This window comes from Streptomyces sp. NBC_00250, from assembly GCF_036192275.1.
Taxonomy (GTDB): Bacteria; Actinomycetota; Actinomycetes; order Streptomycetales; family Streptomycetaceae; genus Streptomyces.
The window spans coordinates 2,097,185-2,117,667 of sequence record NZ_CP108088.1 but is presented as its reverse complement, the minus strand read 5'-3'; the positions used below and the strand labels follow the sequence as shown (position 1 = coordinate 2,117,667).

Here is a 20,483-nt window from a genome sequence, read left to right as displayed (position 1 = left end):
CAATGGTCGGGCGATCAAGGAGCGGCGGGGGCAGCGGTGGAGTGGACGATCTGGGTCGGGTTCGCGGCCGGACTCTTGATCTCGACGGTGACCGCTCCGGTCGGCGTGTCCGGGGCGGTCTTCCTCCTGCCGGTCCAGCTCAGCGTCCTCGGCGTGCCGAGCCCCGCGGTCACACCGACGAACCTGCTGTTCAACGTGGTGGCCGGGCCAGGCGCGCTGTGGCGCTACCGCCGCGACGGCGCTCTGCGCGGCGGACTGGCCCGGCGCCTCGTCGCCTGGACGATGCCCGGCGTTGTCGCCGGCGCTGCCATCCGAGTCTTCGCCCTCCCCGGCCCAGGCGTCTTCCGCATCCTGGTCGCCGCCTTCCTGCTGCCGCTCGGAGCGTGGCTGTGTATGCGCACCCTGCGCCCCGCCCGGCGGCGGCCGGACGCGGCCGAGCCGTCGGCGCGCGTGCTCGCCGCCCTTGCCCTGACGGTCGGGACGGTGGGCGGGATCTACGGGATCGGCGGCGGTTCTCTGCTCGGGCCCATCCTTGCCGCGCGCGGCATGTCCATGGCCCGCATCGCCCCGGCCACCCTCGCCGCGACCTTCACCACCTCTGTGGCCGGGGCCGCCGCGTACGCCGTACTGGCCCTGGCAAGCCCCGGGCCCGTCGCGCCCGACTGGTGGCTGGGCCTGGCCTGCGGCCTAGGAGGGCTGATCGGCGGCTACCTCGGTGCACGGCTTCAACCCCACGTGCCCGAGACCGCGCTCCGGCTACTGCTCGGCATCCTCGCGGCCGCCCTCGGCGGGCTCTACGCCGCCCAGGCCATGTACTGACGAACCCGCATGCCACCTCCGTTCCGGTCGGCAACAACGGTCCGGTTCAAGGCTCACGGCATCCAGGATTCCGCGAACTGCGGCGGGGGCAGTCGGCGTCCGGCTTTGCTACTACAGCCAGTCCTTCTTCTTGAAGACCACGTACAGACTCGTGCACACCGCTGCCATCAGCACCACCGCGAACGGATACCCGCCCGCCCAGTGCAGTTCCGGCACGGTCTCTGCGGAGAGAACGGCAGCAGCCTGGAGGAGATCCACGCCTTTCTCGCCCTGCGCAGCCTCGGCGTCATCCCGCCCTCCCGGCTGACCGGACACGACCTCCTGCTCGTCCTGATCAAACTCGCCGAGAGCCAGGCCCCGCACACGACGCTCGACACCTTCTTCACCACCACGCCGGCCCCTCACCCCCAGCTCGGTGAACGGAGCAGCAATGTCCCTGCCCCTGCTTGAGACCCCCATCCAGACCCGCCCGCTCCAGGGCCGCAACGCCCTCGTCACCGGCGGCGCCACCGGCATCGGAGCCGAGATCGGCCGAGCGCTCGCCACCGCCGGAGCGACCGTCGCGGTCAACCATCTCGGCCAGGACCCCGACGCCCACGCCCTCCTCGCCGCCTTCGAACGCGCGGGCAGCCCCGGGATCGCGGTCAACGCCGACCTGCCACGCGTTCACGCCCGGCATGGTAGAGCGCCGCTGAGGCCGGATCGTGAACATCGGCAGCGTCAACGCCCGCGCCGGCCGGACGAACCTCGTCGCGTACAGCACCGCGAAAGCCGGGTTGCAGGGCCTGACCCGCTCCCTCGCCCGCGAACTCGGCCCGTACGGGATTTGCGTCAACACGGTCATGCCCGGAGCCATCCAGGTCGAGGCAGAGAACGCCCTCCCCTCCCGGCACCGTGCGCGGCCGGAGGACCAGATCAAGCGCCAGTGCGTCCCGCGCCGTGGTCGGCCCGAGGACGTCGCGGCCCTGGTGGCGTTCCTCGTGGGCCCCTCCGCCTCGTTCATCATGGGGCAGTCCGTCCACGTCGACGGCGGCTGGCTGCTCCACTGAGACCGTCAACAAGCAAGGAGAAGAACCGAAATGATCGAACGAGTCCGCGCCGTCCTCGTCACCGCCGACGACACGATGCTGGTCATCCGCCGTACCAGGCCCGGCATCCCCGAGTACTGGGTCCTGCCCGGCGGTGGCGTGGAGCCCAGTGACGCGTCCCGGGAGGCCGCCCTCCACCGGGAGATCCACGAGGAGATCGCGGGGAAGGCCGACATCGTCCGCCTCCTCCACACGATGGAGACCGACGACGAGCGCCAGCTCTTCTACCTCGCCCGCATCGCGACCTGGTCCTTCGACGACCGCACCGGCCCCGAGTTCAGTGCCGAAGGCCGCGGCGAGTACGCGCTGGAGGAGGTCCCGCTGACTCTTGAGGGGCTCGACGGCATCGACCTCAAGCCCGAGGAGATCGCCCGCGTGCTGAGGGGAGCCATCGGCGCCGGAAGCCTCGGAGTCGAGGCATCGCTCTGAGCCGGCGCGTACGTCGTCCTGCCGCCGGGACCGGCGCTGAGATGAGCCGGTCCCGGCGGCCTTCCGAGGTCAGCGCGGGGAGCCCGGACGCGGCTCCTCGTCCTGCCCAGGCAGCAGCCGCAGCGCGAGGACCGATCCGTCGGCGTGGACGGAGACGGGGCCGCCCCAATCCTTGTCGAAGGTGAGGCGGGGGCGGACGCGTGGGCCGAGGCGGAGGCGCTTCTTGTCGTCCGCCGTGACGGCGGCCTTCACCTTGCCGACGAGTGCGTCGTCGGAGTGGACGGAGATGTTCGACTGCTGGGTCAGTTCCTGGAGCACTTCCTCGCTCGGCTTCAACAGCTCTCCTCACGGCGTGCGCGGGCGGTTTACGTATCGGCTGGACCGCACGGAAGGGAGGAGCGGCGCATGCAAGTGCGCAGGGGCGCATGATGTGGGCCTCTGCCCTCCGTCAGCGCAGCAGTTCGGCGATCCCCCAGGCCGCGTCGCGGGCCGGGGCCTGCAGGGCTTTGCTGGACACCCTCGGTGACCAACCACGCCCAACCTCGCCTGTGAGCCGTCCCCGTGGCGGCCACAGATGCAGGTGGCGGCAGTACGCGTCCACTCCCCAGCGCCGTGCATTCTCCCCAGATTCTCCCCAGGGGCACCGGGCGCCCTGCCTCAATCATTCGTGCTTGTGAAGTTGATCAAGTGATTTCAGGGGGGCTGCTAGAGCCAGCGCCGCCGTTTGAAGACGAAGTACAGCCCCGTACAGACCCCTGCCATCAGGAGGATTGCGAACGGATACCCGCCCGCCCAGTGAAGCTCTGGCATGTTGTCGAAGTTCATGCCGTAGATGGTTCCCACGAGTGTGGGTGCAAAGAGAATCGCCGCCCAGGCCGAGATCTTCTTGATCTCCTCGTTCTGTTCGAAGCCCGCCTCCGCCAACGCCCGCATTTCTGCGTTCTGTTGTTGGGTGACCAGGGTCGCGTTGACCGTGAGGATTTCGGTGAGTGCCTGGCGGAAGCCGTCGACGCGCTCGCTGGTGTGGGTGACGTGGTCGGCGACGTCGCGGAGGTAGCGCTGGAGTTCCTCGTCCGTGCCGTATTTGGCGAAGCCGGCCATCAGGCCGTGGAGCATGCCCACCAGGGGGCGGGTGGCGCGTTGGAACTCGACCATTTCCCGGGAGAGTTCGTAGATGCGGCGGGAGACCGCCGGGTCGCCGCCGAAGACCTCCGTCTCGATCTCGTCGATGTCGTTCTGGACGCCCGCCACCACCGGGGCGTAGCCGTCGACCACCGCGTCCAGGATCGCGTAGAGGACCGCTTCCGGGCCCAGGGCGAGCAGTTCCGGGTCCTTCTCCATGCGGCGGCGGACCGTGGAGAGGTCCGGGGCGGCGCCGTGGCGGACCGTGATCAGGAAGTCCGGGCCCACGAAGACGTGGAGTTCGCCGAAGTCGACCTCCTCCTGGGCGTCCAGGTAGCGGGCCGCCCTGAGGACCACGAAGAGGGTGTCGCCGTACCTTTCCAGTTTCGGGCGCTGATGGGCCTCCATCGCGTCCTCCACCGCCAGTTCGTGGAGGTCGAACTCGGCGGCCAAGGAGTGGAGTTCCTCCTCGGTCGGGCGCTGGAGGCCGATCCATGCCATGCCGTCCGGGTGCTCGCGCAACTGCCGGAAGGTCTCCGCGAGGGTGGTGGGGGAGGAGACGCGTCGGCCGTCGCGGTAGAGGTTCGCCTGGACGACGCTCGGCCGCTCCGCCGGCGGTTCCGGGGAGGTGTTCGCGGGCGGCTCCGCCTGGGGGCGGCGCCACGCCGCGCGCGGGCGGCGGTCGGACATCTCGTACACCTCCTGGGTCTCCGGGAAGCCGGGTCTCCGGGAAGGATATATGGGGTGAATGCTCGCAGCGCGGTCTCTTTCGTCGCGCCTCGCTGTCCGCCCGGCCCCTTCCTGTCCCCTTGCGGACCGTATCTGTCCGCAAGGCCGGGTAGCGTGCCTGACATGGCCCTCAAGACGACCCACGCCGTGCTCGGTCCCCGCGCCCTGAACCGTGCCACCCTCGACCGCCAGCTGCTCCTGCGGCTCTCCCCGATGGGCGTCACCGAGGCCGTCGACCACCTCGTCGGCCTGCAGGCGCAGAACACCAAGCCCCCGTACTACGCCCTCGCCGCCCGCCTCGACGGCTTCCGTCCCGAGGACCTGTCCTCCCTCATGGAGTCCCGCCGGGTCGCGCGGATCGTCTCCATGCGGTCCACCGTGCACACCCACACCGCCCGTGACGCCGACGCCCTGCGCCGCCTCGTCCAGGCCGGGGCCGTCGACCGGGAGCTCAAGATGTTCCGCAAGGGGCTCGAAGGCGTCGACCTCGACCGGCTCACCGCGCTGGCGACCGAGTACGTCGAGGAGCGGCCCCGTACTCCGAAGGAGATGCGCGAGCGCCTCTCGCGCGAGTGGCCCGAAGCCGACCCCTCATCGCTCGGCATCGCGGCCCGCTGCCTGCTCGTCATGGTGCAGGTCACCCCGCGCGGCCTCTGGGGCCGCAGCGGTCAGGTCGCGCTCACCACCACCGACGTCTGGTTCCCCGGCCAGGAGCGGGAGGCCGCCGACCTCGACGAGACCGTGCTCCGCTACCTCGGCGCCTTCGGACCCGCATCCGTCAAGGACATGCAGACCTGGTGCGGCCTCACCAGGCTCCGCCCCGCCTTCGAGCGGCTGCGACCCCGGCTCCTCGTCTTCCAGGACGAGCACGGCACCGAACTCTTCGACCTGCCCGACGCGCCCCGCCCGGACGAGGACACCCCGGCCCCGCCCCGCTTCCTGCCGGAGTTCGACAACCTGCTGCTCTCGCACGCCGACCGCAGCCGCGTCGTGCCCGCCGAACACCGTGGCCGCACCTGGACCGGCAACCAGGCCCACCGGGTCTTCCTCCTCGACGGCTTCCTCGCCGGGATCTGGCACCTCGACGAGGCGAAGGACCGCACGACGCTCACCATCGAACCCTTCGCCCCCATGACGCGCGCCCAGCGTGCCGCGCTCACCGCCGAGGCCGAGCGGACCCTCCGGCTCATGACGCCTTCCGACACCCCGTACGACATCGTCCACGCGGAGGGCTGACGGACCGTCGCGAACGTCCTGGTGACCTGAGAGCGTGTTGAGGGATGCTCCCGCGCGCACCACTGAGAGTGAGCCCGCAATGCCGAGGATGACAACGGAGGAAGTCGAGGCCGTCCTCACCGAGGCGGGCTGGTCACGGGGGCGTGACATCGGTGCTCAGCTGCCCGAGCTCCTGAGCTTCGTCACCGGCCGTTTCGCCGAGGAAGGCCATCCGGTCCAAGCGTTCCCGGCCGCCCAGGACTTCGTCCGGGAGTTCGGCGGGCTGCGGCTGGTGATTCCGGGAACGCCGCCGGACGCCGTCGGATTCACCCCGCACTGGATCTACGAGGCGAGCGGCGAGGATGTCGCCGAACTCGCCCAGAACGTGGGGAAGAAGCTCTTCCCCGTCGGATACGAAACGTTCGACGGGGCCATGGTCCTCATCGATGAGACCGGCCGCTTCTTCCTGATGCATCACACCGGTCCCTATTTCCTGGGCGCGACCACGTACGAGGCCGTCAGCTGTCTGCTGCGCGGCCCTCAGCAGGAAGCACGGGACTACTTCGTCACCCCGGGAGGGACGCCGGTGACGCCGCCGTGATCGCCGTTCTCAAGACGGCGGGCCCGGGGCCTCGGTCTCTCTTCCCACGGAGGCCGCGAGGCCGCACCGGCGCGGACGATCCGACGGCCGTCGACGAGAAGAGCCGGTTGTTCCCCCTCGGCGCGGGAGGCGCCCGGCTCGACGGGGAGACCGAACCCCAGCGCCGGTCCCGCTACGGCAGCGCCCCTGCCCTTCGCGCCGCCACCACCGCCTCCAGCCGGGTGTGGGCGCCCAGTTTGCGCATCGCCGAGCGGAGGTAGCCCTTCACCGTCTCCGGGCGCAGCCCGAGCCGTTCGGCCGCCGTCGCGTTCGTCGCGCCCGAGGCGACCGCCGCGAGGACGTCCGTCTCGCGCGGGGTCAGGGAGACGCCGGGGGTGACGGGGCCCGTGCCGGAGGCCGATTCGAGGCGGCCGCAGACGGCGAGGAGTCGCTCCCGGAGCGCGGGGTCGACGACCTTCGGGGCCAGTTCGCGCAGCTCCCCGTACGCCTGGCGCACCTCCTCCCAGGACGGCCCGGGGGGTGCGGGCGCGAGCAGTTGCCGTACCTCGTCCCGTACCGCGAGGGCCTGCTCCACGTCGCGGGCCGCCGCCATCGCCGCGTCGAAGACCCGCTCGCCGATCGGGAGGGACTCGCGCAGCGCCCCGTACAGCACACCGCGCACCTTGCGGCGTACGACGACGGGGACCGCGATCACCGCGCGCAGGCCCTCCGCCGAGACGGGCACGTCGTACTCGTGGGTGATGTGCCGCGACGCCGGGTAGTCCGTGACCGCGCACGGCCGCGACAGCGCCAGGCACTTCCCGCCGAGCCCGGAGCCGGCCGAGATCGCCAGGCCGCTCAGCGCCGGCGTCACGGCCCCGCTCAGCTCGGCGATCCGCAGCGTGCGGCCCTCCTGGAGCAGCCCGCCGAAGACGACGGGCAGCCCGCTGGCGCGCCTGAAGCGCACCAGCGCCGTCCGCAACTCCACCGCTTCCGTCTTCTCGGGCACGGAACCACTCCTTCACCCCCGAACGGGGGTAGTGAGACCTGGGTCACTGATTACACGATGTCGGGGACGGGTCCCGCAACGAGGAGGACGCATGACGGCTACGAGCGCGACCAGCGCGACGGAGAGGTTCCGGGCCGCCCGGGACTTCCTGCTCCAGCATCGCGAGGACTACGAGACGGCCTACGAGGGCTTCGCATGGCCCCGGTCCGACCGGTTCAACTGGGCGCTCGAATGGTTCGACGTCATCGCCGAGGGGAACGAGCGGACCGCGCTCCACCTCGTCGAGGAGGACGGCACCGAGACCAAGGTGTCCTTCGCCGAGATGTCCGCCCGCTCGAACCGGGTCGCGAACTGGCTGCGCGCCCAGGGCGTGCGCGCCGGCGACCGGATCATCGTCATGCTGGGCAACCAGGTCGAGCTGTGGGAGACCGTGCTCGCCGCCATGAAGCTGCGCGCCGTCGTCATCCCCGCCACCCCGCTCCTCGGCCCCGCCGACCTGCGTGACCGGGTGGAGCGCGGCCGCGCCCGCCATGTCGTCGTGCGCGCCGAGGACACCGCAAAGTTCGACGACGTCCCCGGGACGTACACCCGGATCGCGGTCGGCGGCGACGGGGTGAGCTGGCTGGGGTACGAGCACGCCGCCCGCGAGTCCGAGGTGTTCGAGCCCGACGGCGCCACCCTCGCCGACGACACCCTGATGCTGTACTTCACCTCCGGTACGACCGCCCGGCCCAAGCTGGTCGAGCAGACCCACACCTCCTACCCGGTGGGCCACCTGTCGACGATGTACTGGATCGGCCTCAAGCCCGGCGACGTGCACCTCAACATCTCCTCGCCGGGCTGGGCCAAGCACGCCTGGTCCAACCTCTTCGCCCCGTGGAACGCCGAGGCGACCGTCTTCATCCACAACTACACGCGCTTCGACCCGGCCCGGCTGATGAGCGAGATGGAGCGCAACGGCGTCACCAGCTTCTGCGCCCCGCCGACCGTGTGGCGCATGCTGATCCAGGCCGACCTCAGCCAGCTGAAGACCCCGCCGCGCGAGGTCGTCGCCGCCGGCGAACCGCTCAATCCCGAGGTCATCGAGTCCGTACGGCGCGCCTGGGGCGTCACCATCCGGGACGGCTTCGGCCAGACCGAGACGGCCGTCCAGGTCTCCAACAGCCCGGGTCAGCGGCTCAAGGAGGGGTCCATGGGGCGCCCGAGCCCCGGCTTCCGCGTCACCCTCGTCGACCCGGTGAGCGGTACGCCGGACGTGGCGGAGGGCGAGATCTGTCTCGACCTGTCCGTCAACCCGGTGGGCCTGATGACCGGCTACCACGGCGACCCGGAGCGTACGGCGGAGGCGATGGCCGGCGGCTACTACCGGACCGGTGACATCGGTTCCAGGGATGCCGAGGGGTACATCACCTACATCGGGCGCGCCGACGACGTGTTCAAGGCCTCCGACTACAAGATCAGCCCCTTCGAGCTGGAGAGCGCCCTCCTGGAGCACGAGGCCGCCGCCGAGGCGGCCGTCGTCCCCGCCCCCGACCCGCTGCGGCTCGCCGTCCCCAAGGCGTACGTCGTCCTCGCGGCCGGCTGGGAGCCCGACGCGGAGACCGCGAAGGCCCTCTTCGCCCACTCGCGCGCGGTCCTCGCCCCGTACAAGCGGATCCGGCGCATCGAGTTCGCCGAGCTGCCCAAGACCGTGTCCGGCAAGATCCGGCGGGTGGAACTGCGCCGGCTGACCGCCGAGGGCGGCGGCAGGGAATTCATGGAAGGGGACCTCGCATGACCACGTCCGGCACCCTCGCGCCCATCGAACTCTCCTACGCCCACGGGGTGTCGGAGACCCCGCTCCTCGGCGACACCATCGGCGCCAACCTGGACCGGGCCGTCGCCGCCTGGCCCGACCGCGAGGCGCTGGTCGACGTACCCACCGGACGACGCTGGACGTACGCCCGATTCGGCGCGGACGTCGACCGGTTGGCCGGTTCACTGCTCGGCAGCGGGGTCCGCAAGGGTGACCGGGTCGGCATCTGGGCGGTCAACTGCGCCGAGTGGGTCCTCGTGCAGTACGCCACCGCCCGCATCGGCGCCGTCATGGTCAACATCAATCCCGCCTACCGCGCCCACGAGTTGGCGTACGTCCTCAACCAGGCCGGGATCACCCTGCTCTTCGCCTCGCTCGCGCACAAGACGAGCGACTACCGGGCGATGGTCGATGAAGTGCGGGGAGAATGCCCGGAGTTGCGGGAGGCCGTCTACTTCGGGGATCCGGGCTGGGACGCGTTCCTCGCCCGTACGGCCGGCGAGCTGCGCCCCGAACCGCTCTCCTGCGACGAGCCCGTCAACATCCAGTACACCTCGGGGACGACGGGCTTCCCCAAGGGGGCCACGCTCTCCCATCACAACATCCTCAACAACGGTTATTCCGTCGGCGAGATGATCGCCTACTCCGAGCAGGACCGGATCTGCATCCCGGTGCCCTTCTACCACTGTTTCGGCATGGTCATGGGGAATCTGGCCGCCACCTCGCACGGCGCCTGCATGGTGATCCCCGCCGCCTCCTTCGACCCGGCCGCCACGCTCCGGGCGGTGCAGGAGGAGCGCTGCACCTCGCTGTACGGGGTGCCGACGATGTTCATCGCCGAGCTGAACCTCCCGGACTTCGCCACGTACGACCTGTCGAGCCTGCGCACCGGCATCATGGCCGGGTCGCCGTGCCCGGTGGAGGTGATGAAGCGGGTCGTCGCCGAGATGAACATGGCCGAGGTGTCGATCTGTTACGGCATGACCGAGACCTCACCGGTCTCCACCCAGACCCGCCGCGACGACGACCTGGAGCGCCGCACGGGCACGGTCGGCCGGGTCATGCCGCACGTCGAGGTGAAGGTCGTCGACCCGGCGACCGGCCTCACCGTCGGGCGCGGCACGGCGGGGGAGCTGTGCACCCGCGGCTACAGCGTGATGCTCGGCTACTGGGACGAGCCGGAGAAGACCGCCGAGGCGATCGACACCGGCCGCTGGATGCACACGGGCGACCTGGCGGTGATGCGGGACGACGGCTACGTCCAGATCGTCGGCCGCATCAAGGACATGATCATCCGGGGCGGCGAGAACGTGTACCCGCGCGAGATCGAGGAGTTCCTCTACGGATACGCGAAGATCGCCGACGTCCAGGTCGTGGGCGTGCCCGACGAGCGCTACGGCGAGGAGATCCTGGCCTGCGTCATCCCCCGAGACCCGGCCGACCCGCCCACCCTGGAGGACATCACCGCCTTCTGCCGCGACCGGCTCGCCCACTACAAGATCCCGCGCCGGGTGGAGATCCTCACCGAGTTCCCGATGACGGTGAGCGGGAAGGTGCGGAAGGTGGAACTGCGGCAGCGGTACGGGGACCGGTAGCCCGGGCCCGGCGGAGGGTGCGTCCCCCTAAGGGGCGTCCACCTCCCGGCGCATGCACACCCGGGGCCAGACCGAGAGGCCGTGGGCCGCCTCCGCGTGGCTGATGGCGCGCAGGCCCTCCGTGAGCGCCGGGTCGGAGTCGGTGAGCGGGCGGAAGCCGAGCCGCGTGTAGTACGGGGCGTTCCACGGCACCTCGGCGAACGTCGTCAGGGTCAGCGCCGCCAGGCCCTGCTCCCTGGCGGCCGCCGCCAGATGCTCGATCAGCGCCCGGCCGACGCCCCGGCGCGCGGCGTCCGGATGCACCGACACCTGCTCGATGTGGGCGGCACCGTCGACCGTGTCGGTCAGCAGATACGCGACCGGGCGATCGTCGGCGTCCACCGCCACCCACGCCCGGCCCGCACAGCGGTAGGTCTCCAGGACGTCCAGGGGCAGCGGGTCGTCGTCGGCGATCGCCGCCATGCCGAGAGTGCGGAACGGCTCGCCCGCCGCCCGTTCGATGTCCTGGAGCAGCGGGAGTTCGGCCGGAGCGGCCGCTCTGATGCGCATACGACAGTATGGCGCGGCCTCACCCCGCGCCGTCGCCCGTAACGGGACCACGCTCCTGCGGCGGCCGGTTCCGGTCCGCCTCTCCCGGCCGGTCCAGCAGCCCGCCGTCCCGCGAGAAGTGGGGCAGGAACAGGGCGAGCGCCGGATCGCCGTACAGCGCCACGTACAGCTGGACGAGCCACCCGTCCGTCACCTCACGCCGATGTGCCGGCAGCGGGTACCGCTCCCGCAGTCCGGAGAGGAGACGCCGAGCCGCTCGGGTGGCGGGCGGCAGCCGCAGCAGCACCACGGCCAGGAGGACGGGCAGGGTGCCCAACGCGAGCGCCCCGGCCAGACCCGTGCCGGACGCCCCCGTCGCGTACGCCCCCACCGCCACCGTGAGCGGGACGCAGCCGAGCAGCGTCCTGGCCGCCCACAGCCGCCTCGGCGGCCGCAGCAGCCCCGCCCCGCGCAGCTCGCGGCGCAGCGCGTCCACCGCCTTCCGCGCCTCGGGGCGCACGGCGAGATCCCGCAACGCGAACGCCCGGTGGAGCGCCCCGTGCACCCCCAGCTGTACGGGGTCCCGGGTGCGGCCGGGGCCGCCATTGGCCCGAATCGTATGTTTGCGGCCCGCCGCCACCGCCCCGCGCTGGTGCAGCGCCACCAGCGCCACGGTGACGGCCGCCCGTCGCCCGCCCCGCAGCAGCGCCAGCGCCTGCGGCGGCGGTACGTCGTCCGGGCGCGGCCCTTCGCTTTCCCGGCTGCGGGTTCGCAACAACACGGCGGCGAGCAGCAGTTGCCCGCAGGCCGCTCCGATGAACCACCACATCCCCGTCGGCATGACGCCCACCCCCCGAGGGTGTTGTGCCCGGGAGAGCGTGATCGTCACGCGTGAATGGCCGGTTTCGGATGCCGAGGTGTTGTGGGCGGTACGCCTCCGGGGCCGACCGGGCTCCCGACGTGCCCCCGTGGCGCCTCAGGCGGCGCCCCCGTGGTGCCTCCGACGTGCCCCGTGGCGCCTCAGGCGGCGCCCGAGGCCAGATCGTCGGCGGCGTTGTTCACCGGCTGCGGGGTCCCGGTCAGGTCGAGCACGAAGAGCGGGAGTCCGACCTCGGCGGCGCGCGAACGGGCCTCCGGGGTGTAGCCGGCGAGTGAGAAGAACACGCTCACGGAGGAGCCGCTCAGCCCGTTCAGCCACAGGCACTCGACGGCCCGCAGGCCGGTGGGCCGGGTGCTCGGGTCGACCTGTGCGACGAGCCCCGGCGCCCGCAGGTCCACCCCGGACGCGGGGCGCTCCTCGGGCTGGACGACGTCCCGGAACCCCAGCCAGCGCAGATACCCGGCCGCCGCGGCGACCGCGTCCCGCGCGGTCCGGATCGTCAGCGGCCGGAAGGCCCCGCGCACCGGAGCCGGGCGAGGAGCGGTGGGCGGCAGCGGTATGTGGGAGGGGTACCGCTCGGCGAACGTACGGGGCGAGCCCGGGCGGGGCGGGGTCGCCGGGCGACGGTGGGCGGGCCTGGACCCGGGGGCCGGAGCGCCGGGCCCGTGCCCGGGGGTGCCGGGACCCTGGGCGCCGGGACTCGCGCCCGCGCTGCCGGGACTCGTACCCGCGGCGTCGGGGCCCGTCTCCGCAGCGCCGAGTCCGGTGCCGCCGCCCGGGGCGGCCGGGCCGGTGCGGGGTGTGCCGGCGTCGCGCCGGTCGGTGCGGGGGTCGCCCGAGGGGGGACCGGCGGGGCCGTGCCCGGACGCGGCCGCGCCACGCCCTGCGGTGGGGCCCGCACCGAACCACGCCGAGCCGGGTTCGACCGCCCGGGGATGTGCCGTACCGGTGGAGGTGTCCGCCCTGGGCGGCTGGGGTCCACCTGCGGCGGCCGGGCCGGAGGGGGAGGGCCACGTCTGACCAGTGGCGGAACCGCCGGTGGCGCCGGTGTCGTGGGAGCCCGCGGCACCGGCCTCACCCACGACGCCCCTGCTCGTACCGGATCCCTCACCGCCCGTGCCGGGCCCGCTCGCGCCCGAATCCGTACCCCTGCCCGTAGCCGTCCAGGCGGCACCCGCTTCCGGCCACGGCCCGGCGCCTCCGCCGGAGCCGTCGGCCGGCCCGCTCGTCCCGGGGGCGCGGAACGCCGGGTCGCCGGGACCGCCGGGGCCACCGGGTGCCGTGTCCCGGCTGGGCCGGCCGGTTGCCGGAGCCGTACCGAAGGGTTCCGGCCTGTCGGTCGACCCCCTGGCCCCGTCGGCCGCCGAGGCCCCCGCGTCCACCGGTCGGACCGGCACCCGCAGGACCGTTCCGCAGGTGCAGCCCAGTTCCGGGTGGGGCCAGTCGTCCTCGCGGCCGCAGGCGCCGCAGCGGACGGTGACCCATTCGTCCGTCCAGTTCCGGTGCGTGATGGGTTCCGCCGTCGCGCCCGCCGTGACCGGTGGCGCGACCGGGCTTCCGCACGCGCAGGGGAAGACGGGTGCCGCGTATGCCTGCGTGCGCAGGCATTCCGGGCAGCGCACCGGTACCGACTCGCCCACAACCAACCCCCTGTCGTTCCGTCCCATCGTCCACCCATCGGACGCCTCGGGGGGAGGTGTTCGGCCACTTCCGTGATCCCGCCGCTCGGACTTCTCTTGACGGTTCTCCGGAGCCCGACCTACATTGCTTCCGTATAGCAGAACAGTATTTCCGCATTACGGAAACAAGCGCCCCGGGGCCCCGAGCCGACCGGTGGGCTTGGATCCGCCCGGCCGAAGCAGGAGCACTCCCATGCCTCGTATGACCGCCGCCGCAGCGGCCGTTGAGATCCTCAAGCGCGAAGGCGTCACCACCGCGTTCGGCGTGCCCGGCGCGGCGATCAACCCCTTCTACCGCGAGCTCAAGAACGTCGGCGGCATCGGCCACACGCTGGCCCGCCACGTCGAGGGCGCGTCCCACATGGCCGAGGGCTACACCCGTGCCAAGGCCGGCAACATCGGTGTCTGCATCGGTACCTCCGGCCCCGCCGGTACCGACATGATCACCGGCCTGTACTCGGCGATCGCCGACTCGATCCCGATCCTGTGCATCACCGGCCAGGCCCCGGTCTCGAAGCTCCACAAGGAGGACTTCCAGGCCGTCGACATCGCCTCGATCGCCAAGCCGGTGACCAAGGCCGCGACGACCGTCCTGGAGGCCGCGCAGGTCCCCGGCGTCTTCCAGCAGGCCTTCCACCTGATGCGCTCCGGCCGTCCGGGCCCGGTCCTCATCGACCTGCCGATCGACGTCCAGCTGACCGAGATCGAGTTCGACCCGGAGACGTACGAGCCGCTGCCGGTCTACAAGCCGGCCGCGACCCGCGCCCAGGCCGAGAAGGCGCTGAACTTCCTCCTGGAGTCCGAGCGTCCGCTGATCGTCGCCGGTGGCGGCATCATCAACGCCGACGCCTCCGACCTGCTCGTCGAGTTCGCCGAGCTGACCAACATCCCGGTCATCTCCACCCTGATGGGCTGGGGCACCATCCCGGACGACCACGAGCTGGCCGCCGGCATGGTCGGTGTCCAGACCGCGCACCGCTACGGCAACGCGACCTTCCTGGAGTCGGACTTCGTCCTCGGCATCGGCAACCGCTGGGCCAACCGCCACACCGGCTACAACATGGACGCGTACACCAAGGGCCGGAAGTTCGTCCACGTCGACATCGAGCCCACCCAGATCGGCAAGATCTTCGCCCCGGACTTCGGCATCGCCTCCGACGCCAAGGCCGCGCTCGAACTCTTCGTCGAGATCGCCAAGGAGCTCAAGGCCGCGGGCAGGCTCCCGGACTTCTCCGCCTGGGCCGCCTCCGCGCAGGAGCGCAAGGCGACCCTCCAGCGCCGTACGCACTTCGACAACATCCCCCTGAAGCCGCAGCGCGTCTACGAGGAGATGAACAAGGCCTTCGGCCCGGAGACCCGCTACGTCACCACGATCGGTCTCTCCCAGATCGCCGCGGCCCAGTTCCTGCACGTCTACAAGCCGCGCAACTGGATCAACTGCGGCCAGGCCGGCCCGCTCGGCTGGACCATCCCGGCCGCCATCGGTGCCGCCACCGCGGACCCGGAGACCCCGATCGTCGCCCTCTCCGGCGACTACGACTTCCAGTTCATGATCGAGGAGCTGGCGGTCGCCGCCCAGCACAAGGTCCCCTACGTCCACGTCCTCGTGAACAACGCCTACCTGGGCCTGATCCGCCAGGCGCAGGGCAACCTGGGCATCAACTTCGAGGTCAACCTCGAATTCGAGAACATCAACACCCCGGAGCTCGGCGTCTACGGCGTCGACCACGTCAAGGTCGCCGAGGGCCTGGGCGTCAAGGCGATCCGCGTCACCGACCCCGACAAGCTGGGCGAGGCGTTCGAGGAGGCCAAGAAGCTGGCCGTCGAGCACCAGGTCCCGGTCGTCGTCGAGGCCATCCTGGAGCGCATCACCAACATCGCGATGAGCAAGACGGTCGACATGAGCGACGTCACCGAGTTCGAGGAGCTCGCCACCGAGCCCGGCCACGCGCCGACCGCGATCAAGGCCCTCAAGGTCTGATCGCCCCCTCGTCCGAGGGACCGACCCCCGCCCCGAGGAGCACCGGGGCGGGGGTCTCCCGCGTGCTCAGCGCTGCGCCCGCACGAGCACCGCGCCCGCCTCCGTCCACTCGTACAGCACCGAACGGCCCGCCCGGCCCCGCCGCACGAGCCCGGCGTCGAGCAGCACCTTCAGGTGCCGTCCCACCGACCCCAGGCCCTGCCCGGTGAGCGCCACCAACTGACTGGTGGACGTGGGTGCTTCGAGCCGTACGAGGACCCCGGCACGCGCCGTGCCGAGCAGGGCCCCGAGCGCCTGGGGCGCCACCGGGCCCGTCGCGTTCGTCAGGGCGCCGGAGCACGGGTACACGATCGCGGAGCGTTCGGAGCCCTCCCAGGACACCCAGCCCCTGGCCGGCGTCACCGGGACGAAGAACAGACGGCCGCCCACGATCCATCTCGGCGGATACGCCCGGGGGTTGACCTGGAGCCGTCCGTCGCCCAGCCAGCGCATCTTCCCCGGGCACAGCTCGTCGAGCGTCGCCGCCAAGCCGTCCCGGGCCGACCGCGCGGTCCGCGCCACCACATCGGCCTCCAGGATCCGGCGGCGGCGCGGCCAGTCGGCCAGCACCGTCTCCCGCCACACCCACTCCAGGACGCCCGCCATCCGGTGCGGAAGATCCCCCGCCGACCGCAGCGGCTCCGGGACGGGACCGCCGACCGCGACCTCCAACTGGGGTACCGCATCAGCCGGTTCGGCCTCCCGGACCGCCGCGACCTCCTCCTCGAAGGGCCGCTCGCGCTCGCCCGTGGGCGTCGGCGTCAGGAAGTCGGCGTTCCAGGTGGGCCCGATGGCCGCCCGGACGAGCAGCGCGTCGAGCGGTTCGGCGGCGAGGCGTTCGCGGTACGCGGGAAGGTGCGTGGCCAGCCAGGCGCGCTCGCCGGGGTGGGCGCCGGCAGCCGCGTGCAGGATCTTCAGGGCGGCGGTCGCCTCGGCCAGCGGCGAGACGAGGAATCTGCTCCCGGCCAGCGAGTCCGTGCCGATCTGCCACCAGCCCATGGCGCGCACCCCTCTGTCGTTTCGCGTCTCCGCGAAACAGTACCGAGGCGGCCGGCCCGCCCCGAGACTCCCGGCATGTCCCGCTACCGCGACCTCTTCCGTACCCCCGAGTTCACCCCGCTCTTCCTCACCGGCGCCGCCCACACCGCCGCCCAGACGGTCGTCGGGCTCGGGCTCGCCACGCTCGTGTTCCGCGCGACCGGTTCTCCCCTTCTTTCCGCCCTCGCGCTCTTCGGGCCCTCGCTCGCCCAGCTCGTCGGCGCGACCACCCTGCTCTCGGCCGCCGACCGGGTGCCGCCACGCGCCGCGATCTCCGGGATCGCGCTCTTCTTCGCCCTGGGCACCGCCGTCCTGGCGGTCCCCGGGCTGCCGACCTGGGCGGTCTTCGCGATCCTTCTCGCCGAGGGCCTCGCCGCCTCGCTCGGCGGCGGCGTGCGCTACGGGCTCCTGAACGAGATCCTCGCCCGCGAGGACTTCCTCCTCGGCCGCTCGGTGACGAACATGGCCGTCGGTGCCTGCCAGATCGGCGGCTTCGCGACCGGCGGCGTGCTGATCGCCCTGCTCTCGCCGCGCGGCACGGTCCTGGTGGGCGCGGGGCTCTACCTCGCCGCCGCGCTCCTGGGCCGCCTCGGCCTCGGGGAGCGTCCGCCGCGTGCCGCGGGCCGGGCCTCGGTCGGCGAGACCTGGCGCACCAACCGGCGGCTGCTGTCCTCGCCCGCCCGCCGCCGCTGCTATCTCGCCCTGTGGGTGCCCAACGGCCTGATCGTGGGCTGCGAGTCGCTCTTCGTGCCGTACGACCCCGAGCGCGCCGGGCTGCTGTTCGCGTGTGCCGCGCTCGGGATGCTGGCCGGGGACACGGTCGTGGGACGCTTCGTACCGTCGCGGCTGCGCGGCCGGATCCGGTTCCCGCTCCAGGCGCTGCTCGCGGCCCCGTTCCTGGTGTTCGCCCTGGACCCCGCGCTGCCGCTGGCCCTGCTCGCGGTGACGCTCTCGGCGGCCGGGTACGCGGCGAGCCTCCTGCACCAGGAGCGGCTGATGACCCTGGTGCCGGAGGAACTGAGCGGACACGCCCTCGGCCTTCACACCTCGGGGATGCTCGCGCTCCAGGGGGTGAGCGCGGCGCTGGCGGGCACCCTCGCCCAGTACACGTCACCGCGCACGGCGATGGTGCTCCTCGCCCTCGCCTCGCTCGCCGTGACGTTCTCGCTCGCCCGGTCCGAGGGGAGGGGAAAGGGGCCTACCGAGGCGTCGTCGACCGGAGCACGACCGTCTCCTCACAAGGTCCGTCGGCGAACAGCTTGAGCGCCTCCACCTCGTCCTTGTCGGCCGACAGGCCCCAGCGCAGCTTGGTGGACACCCACTCGCCGACGTAACGGCAGTACCGCGCGGCGTCCGAGGGCACCCAGTCGGCCGGGTCCCGCCCCGCCTTGTCCCGCTGACTGCGGGCGGTGACGGCCACGAGGGTCGCGGCGGCGCCCTGGTCGTTGGCGAAGCGCTCGCGACGGGCCGCGGTCCAGCCGGAGGCGCCCGATTCCCAGGCCTCGGCGAGCGGGACGAGGTGGTCGACGCGGAGCGCGGCCGGGTCGGAGACGTTCTGGCCGTCGTAGAAGGAGGTCCAGCGGCCTCCGGTCAGCCTGCACCCGGTACCGGCCGCGGGCGCGTCGACGGCCTCGGCGAGCAGGACCTCGGAGCGGGTGTCGCAGCCGTCCGTCGCGTCGAGGCCGGCGTTCCAGTGGGGGAACGCCCTCACCTGGAAGCCGTCCGGGTCCTCGCTCGCCTCGGTCAGCTCGGCGAGTGCGTCGGGCAGGAGGACGACGTTCGCGGAGAGGGCGGGAGAGGGGACGGCCAGCGGGGAAAGGATCAGGGCGAGCGGGGCGAGCCCGCGCATAAGGTTCTTGATCATGTACGAGTGGATAGCGCCGGCGCGGTGATCCCGGGGGCCCGAATCGCGGTGCGCTCCTCCGAGCGGGTGCGGATCTTCACCGCAGAAACGATGCGCTCCCGGGGCCGTACGCACGAAGCGGTCTGTTCGAAGCCGTGCGCGCGAAGCCGTGCGCGCGAAGCCGTACGCACGAAGAAGAGCGCGGAACCAGGGACCGTAAACCTGGTTCCGCGCTCTCCTGCTTGTGACCGCCCGACGGCACGAGGCTGGCGCGACAGGACGTTCGCGCCGCCGGGCGGAGTCTGGGGGATTCCCTCGGGAGGGATTCGCTCGGGAGGGGGCGTTGGGACCGCGGCGGTGCCGACGGGCGGCCGGTGATCCCCTTCCTTCAGGTCAAGAAGGGGGCCGGCGCCCTTACCACCGCACTGGCTCGGCGCCGCCGCGGTCCTCACGCTTGTCCGGATCGCCGGCCACCCCTCATCCGGGTCGGCGATCCGGACCACGTACGACACTGACCTCCCGTCAGATGTCGTACGCAGTCTGGGTGTTGCTGGTCGGTCAGTCGCGCAGGGCGTTGACCGCCTCGGCCACGCGCCTGCCGTACTCCGGGTCGGCGGCGGCGAAGTGCGCGAGGTTCTTCTCGATGACGTCCTCGCGGGACACCTGGGACAGACCGCCGGCGATATTGGCGATCAGACGGCCCTTCTCGTCCTCGGACATCAGGCGGTAGAGCTCACCGGCCTGGAAGAAGTCGTCGTCCTTGGTGTGCTGCGGCGCCTCGTGGGTGCCGGTCCAGCCGTGGATCGCGAGCGGGGCGGAGAGCGCCGCGTCGGTCTGGGCCGGGCCCTGGTACGAGTTGGGCTCGTAGTTCTTGTCGTGGCGGGAGCCCTGGCGGGTGGCCATGGCGCCGTCGCGGCCGTAGTTCTCGGCCACGGTCGCCTTGGGGGCGTTCACCGCGAGCTGGGTGTGGTTGACGCCGAGGCGGTACCGGTGGGCGTCGGCGTAGGCGAAGAGGCGGCCCTGGAGCATCTTGTCCGGCGAGGGACCGATGCCCGGGACGAAGTTGTTCGGGGAGAACGCGGCCTGCTCGACCTCGGCGAAGACGTTGTCCGGGTTGCGGTCGAGGACCAGACGGCCCACGCGCTGCAGCGGGTAGTCGCTGTGCGGCCACACCTTGGTGAGGTCGAAGGGGTTGAAGCGGTAGTCCGCGGCCTCGGCGGCCGGCATCACCTGGACGTACAGGGTCCACGAGGGGTTCACACCGCGCTCGATGGCCTGCAGCAGGTCGGTCTGGTGCGAGTTCGCGTCCTTGCCGACGAGCTCGGCGGCCTGGTCGGCGGAGAGGCTGCGGATGCCCTGGTTCGTCTTGAAGTGGTACTTGACGAAGAAGGCCTCGCCCGCCTCGTTGGTCCACTGGTAGGTGTGGGAGCCGTAGCCGTTCATGTGACGGTACGAGGCCGGGATGCCGCGGTCGCCCATGAGCCAGGTGATCTGGTGGGTGGCCTCGGGGGCGTGCGCCCAGAAGTCCCAGACGTTGTCCGCCTCCTGCTTGCCCGTGAAGGGGTCGCGCTTCTGGGAGTGGATGAAGTCGGGGAACTTGATCGGGTCCTTGATGAAGAACACCGGGGTGTTGTTGCCGACGAGGTCGTAGTTGCCCTCCTCGGTGTAGAACTTCAGCGCGAAGCCGCGCGGGTCCCGGACCGCGTCCGCGCCACCGAGCGAGTCGGCCACGGTGGAGAAGCGGATGAACGTCTCGGTCCGCTTGCCCACCTCGCCGAGGAAGTTCGCCTTGGTGAACCCGGTGACGTCGTCCGTCACCTCGAAGAAGCCGTACGCGCCGGAACCGCGGGCGTGGACCACGCGCTCCGGGATCCGCTCACGGTTGAAGCGCGCGAGCTTCTCCAGCAGGTGCTGGTCCTGGAGGAGGAGAGGGCCACCGACGCCGGCGGTGGCGGAGTTCTGGTTGTCGGCGACGGGGGCGCCGGACTCGGTCGTAAGCACGCGCTTCGACATCGTGACCTTCCGTACGGGAGCTCTGCTGACGGTCCGAGGAGCGTAAATTCGGCTCGAACGTGACGTCAACAGTTTGTTGAAAAGGAAGTGTGGTGTTCCGG

Annotated in this window: 19 protein-coding genes and 1 pseudogene; 11 read left to right on the top strand and 9 right to left on the bottom strand. The window is 71.8% G+C overall.

What is annotated here, in order from left to right:
• Positions 1-36: 36 nt before the first annotated feature.
• The 5 genes and pseudogenes from OG259_RS09505 to OG259_RS09485 all read left to right on the top strand — a co-directional run bounded on the left by OG259_RS09505 (position 37) and on the right by OG259_RS09485 (position 2,336).
• The gene (locus OG259_RS09505) at positions 37-819 is read left to right on the top strand and encodes a sulfite exporter TauE/SafE family protein (protein WP_328941861.1); all 783 of its coding nucleotides are present in this window, start codon (positions 37-39) and stop codon (positions 817-819) included.
• A 201-nt stretch (positions 820-1,020) separates the two neighbouring features.
• Positions 1,021-1,269, top strand: a complete 249-nt coding sequence (locus OG259_RS09500) for a hypothetical protein (RefSeq protein WP_328941860.1) — start codon at positions 1,021-1,023, stop codon at positions 1,267-1,269.
• Positions 1,250-1,417 (top strand): annotated as a pseudogene (locus OG259_RS09495) (short-chain dehydrogenase); the annotation flags it as partial. The gene OG259_RS09500 and the pseudogene OG259_RS09495, both read left to right, overlap by 20 nt.
• A gap of 106 nt (positions 1,418-1,523) precedes the next feature.
• Entirely contained in the window at positions 1,524-1,868 is a 345-nt protein-coding gene (locus OG259_RS09490; protein WP_328941859.1) for an SDR family oxidoreductase, read from the top strand.
• A 30-nt stretch (positions 1,869-1,898) separates the two neighbouring features.
• Complete coding sequence (locus OG259_RS09485; protein ID WP_328941858.1) at positions 1,899-2,336, top strand: NUDIX hydrolase; 438 nt, start codon at positions 1,899-1,901, stop codon at positions 2,334-2,336.
• 69 nt (positions 2,337-2,405) lie between these two features.
• Here the strand turns inward: OG259_RS09485 and OG259_RS09480 are convergent, their stop codons facing one another.
• Entirely contained in the window at positions 2,406-2,672 is a 267-nt protein-coding gene (locus tag OG259_RS09480) for a hypothetical protein (protein ID WP_328941857.1), read from the bottom strand.
• Positions 2,673-3,041: 369 nt separating this feature from the next.
• Positions 3,042-4,148, bottom strand: coding sequence for a magnesium and cobalt transport protein CorA (locus OG259_RS09475; protein WP_328941856.1), 1,107 nt, complete (start codon positions 4,146-4,148; stop codon positions 3,042-3,044).
• A gap of 162 nt (positions 4,149-4,310) precedes the next feature.
• On the opposite strand from OG259_RS09475, the gene OG259_RS09470 reads away from it, so the two are divergent.
• Together OG259_RS09470 and OG259_RS09465 are read left to right on the top strand one after the other, a co-directional pair.
• The gene (locus tag OG259_RS09470; protein ID WP_328941855.1) at positions 4,311-5,423 is read left to right on the top strand and encodes a winged helix DNA-binding domain-containing protein; all 1,113 of its coding nucleotides are present in this window, start codon (positions 4,311-4,313) and stop codon (positions 5,421-5,423) included.
• Between the two features lie 88 nt (positions 5,424-5,511).
• The gene (locus tag OG259_RS09465) at positions 5,512-6,003 is read left to right on the top strand and encodes an SUKH-3 domain-containing protein (protein WP_328941854.1); all 492 of its coding nucleotides are present in this window, start codon (positions 5,512-5,514) and stop codon (positions 6,001-6,003) included.
• 172 nt (positions 6,004-6,175) lie between these two features.
• Here the strand turns inward: OG259_RS09465 and OG259_RS09460 are convergent, their stop codons facing one another.
• Entirely contained in the window at positions 6,176-6,991 is an 816-nt protein-coding gene (locus tag OG259_RS09460; RefSeq protein ID WP_328941853.1) for a response regulator transcription factor, read from the bottom strand.
• A gap of 91 nt (positions 6,992-7,082) precedes the next feature.
• On the opposite strand from OG259_RS09460, the gene OG259_RS09455 reads away from it, so the two are divergent.
• Positions 7,083-8,768 (top strand): AMP-binding protein, encoded by a 1,686-nt coding sequence (locus OG259_RS09455; RefSeq protein ID WP_328941852.1) that lies wholly within the window; start codon positions 7,083-7,085, stop codon positions 8,766-8,768.
• Positions 8,765-10,381: an AMP-binding protein gene (locus tag OG259_RS09450; RefSeq protein WP_328941851.1), complete on the top strand. Its 1,617-nt coding sequence runs from the start codon at positions 8,765-8,767 to the stop codon at positions 10,379-10,381. The genes OG259_RS09455 and OG259_RS09450 overlap by 4 nt, the downstream gene beginning before the upstream one ends.
• A 27-nt stretch (positions 10,382-10,408) precedes the next feature.
• Here OG259_RS09450 and OG259_RS09445 read toward each other — a convergent pair whose 3' ends face one another.
• From OG259_RS09445 to OG259_RS41755, 3 genes are all read right to left on the bottom strand, one after another.
• Positions 10,409-10,930: a GNAT family N-acetyltransferase gene (locus OG259_RS09445; RefSeq protein ID WP_328941850.1), complete on the bottom strand. Its 522-nt coding sequence runs from the start codon at positions 10,928-10,930 to the stop codon at positions 10,409-10,411.
• Positions 10,931-10,949: 19 nt separating this feature from the next.
• Positions 10,950-11,750 carry a TIGR04222 domain-containing membrane protein gene (locus OG259_RS09440; RefSeq protein WP_328941849.1) on the bottom strand — a complete coding sequence of 267 codons (801 nt, stop codon included), beginning with the start codon at positions 11,748-11,750 and terminating at the stop codon, positions 10,950-10,952.
• 179 nt (positions 11,751-11,929) lie between these two features.
• Complete coding sequence (locus OG259_RS41755) at positions 11,930-13,429, bottom strand: hypothetical protein (RefSeq protein ID WP_443051938.1); 1,500 nt, start codon at positions 13,427-13,429, stop codon at positions 11,930-11,932.
• A 241-nt stretch (positions 13,430-13,670) separates the two neighbouring features.
• Between OG259_RS41755 and gcl the strand changes: the two genes are divergently transcribed.
• On the top strand, positions 13,671-15,449 hold the full coding sequence (gene gcl, locus OG259_RS09425; protein WP_328947036.1) for a glyoxylate carboligase: 1,779 nt from the start codon (positions 13,671-13,673) through the stop codon (positions 15,447-15,449).
• 66 nt (positions 15,450-15,515) lie between these two features.
• Here gcl and OG259_RS09420 read toward each other — a convergent pair whose 3' ends face one another.
• A complete protein-coding gene (locus OG259_RS09420; RefSeq protein ID WP_328941848.1) occupies positions 15,516-16,487 on the bottom strand; it encodes an ArsR family transcriptional regulator in 972 nt (323 codons plus the stop codon).
• Between the two features lie 75 nt (positions 16,488-16,562).
• Here OG259_RS09420 and OG259_RS09415 point away from each other — a divergent pair, with 75 nt between their 5' ends.
• On the top strand, positions 16,563-17,789 hold the full coding sequence (locus OG259_RS09415; protein WP_328941847.1) for an MFS transporter: 1,227 nt from the start codon (positions 16,563-16,565) through the stop codon (positions 17,787-17,789).
• Here the strand turns inward: OG259_RS09415 and OG259_RS09410 are convergent.
• A complete protein-coding gene (locus OG259_RS09410; protein ID WP_328941846.1) occupies positions 17,725-18,390 on the bottom strand; it encodes an HNH endonuclease in 666 nt (221 codons plus the stop codon). The two genes, OG259_RS09415 and OG259_RS09410, sit on opposite strands and share 65 nt — an antisense overlap.
• A 537-nt stretch (positions 18,391-18,927) precedes the next feature.
• Positions 18,928-20,382, bottom strand: coding sequence for a catalase (locus OG259_RS09405; RefSeq protein ID WP_328941845.1), 1,455 nt, complete (start codon positions 20,380-20,382; stop codon positions 18,928-18,930).
• Between the last annotated feature and the right edge of the window lie 101 nt (positions 20,383-20,483).

Coding starts and splice junctions, on each gene's coding strand:
- OG259_RS09450 (WP_328941851.1), top strand. CDS start 8,765: ATGACCACGTCCGGCACCCTCGCGCCCATCGAACTCTCCTACGCCCAC.
- OG259_RS09410 (WP_328941846.1), bottom strand. CDS start 18,390: ATGATCAAGAACCTTATGCGCGGGCTCGCCCCGCTCGCCCTGATCCTT.
- OG259_RS09475 (WP_328941856.1), bottom strand. CDS start 4,148: ATGTCCGACCGCCGCCCGCGCGCGGCGTGGCGCCGCCCCCAGGCGGAG.
- OG259_RS09465 (WP_328941854.1), top strand. CDS start 5,512: ATGACAACGGAGGAAGTCGAGGCCGTCCTCACCGAGGCGGGCTGGTCA.
- OG259_RS09420 (WP_328941848.1), bottom strand. CDS start 16,487: ATGGGCTGGTGGCAGATCGGCACGGACTCGCTGGCCGGGAGCAGATTC.
- OG259_RS09470 (WP_328941855.1), top strand. CDS start 4,311: ATGGCCCTCAAGACGACCCACGCCGTGCTCGGTCCCCGCGCCCTGAAC.
- OG259_RS09445 (WP_328941850.1), bottom strand. CDS start 10,930: ATGCGCATCAGAGCGGCCGCTCCGGCCGAACTCCCGCTGCTCCAGGAC.
- gcl (WP_328947036.1), top strand. CDS start 13,671: ATGACCGCCGCCGCAGCGGCCGTTGAGATCCTCAAGCGCGAAGGCGTC.
- OG259_RS09440 (WP_328941849.1), bottom strand. CDS start 11,750: ATGCCGACGGGGATGTGGTGGTTCATCGGAGCGGCCTGCGGGCAACTG.
- OG259_RS09485 (WP_328941858.1), top strand. CDS start 1,899: ATGATCGAACGAGTCCGCGCCGTCCTCGTCACCGCCGACGACACGATG.
- OG259_RS09455 (WP_328941852.1), top strand. CDS start 7,083: ATGACGGCTACGAGCGCGACCAGCGCGACGGAGAGGTTCCGGGCCGCC.
- OG259_RS09415 (WP_328941847.1), top strand. CDS start 16,563: ATGTCCCGCTACCGCGACCTCTTCCGTACCCCCGAGTTCACCCCGCTC.
- OG259_RS09405 (WP_328941845.1), bottom strand. CDS start 20,382: ATGTCGAAGCGCGTGCTTACGACCGAGTCCGGCGCCCCCGTCGCCGAC.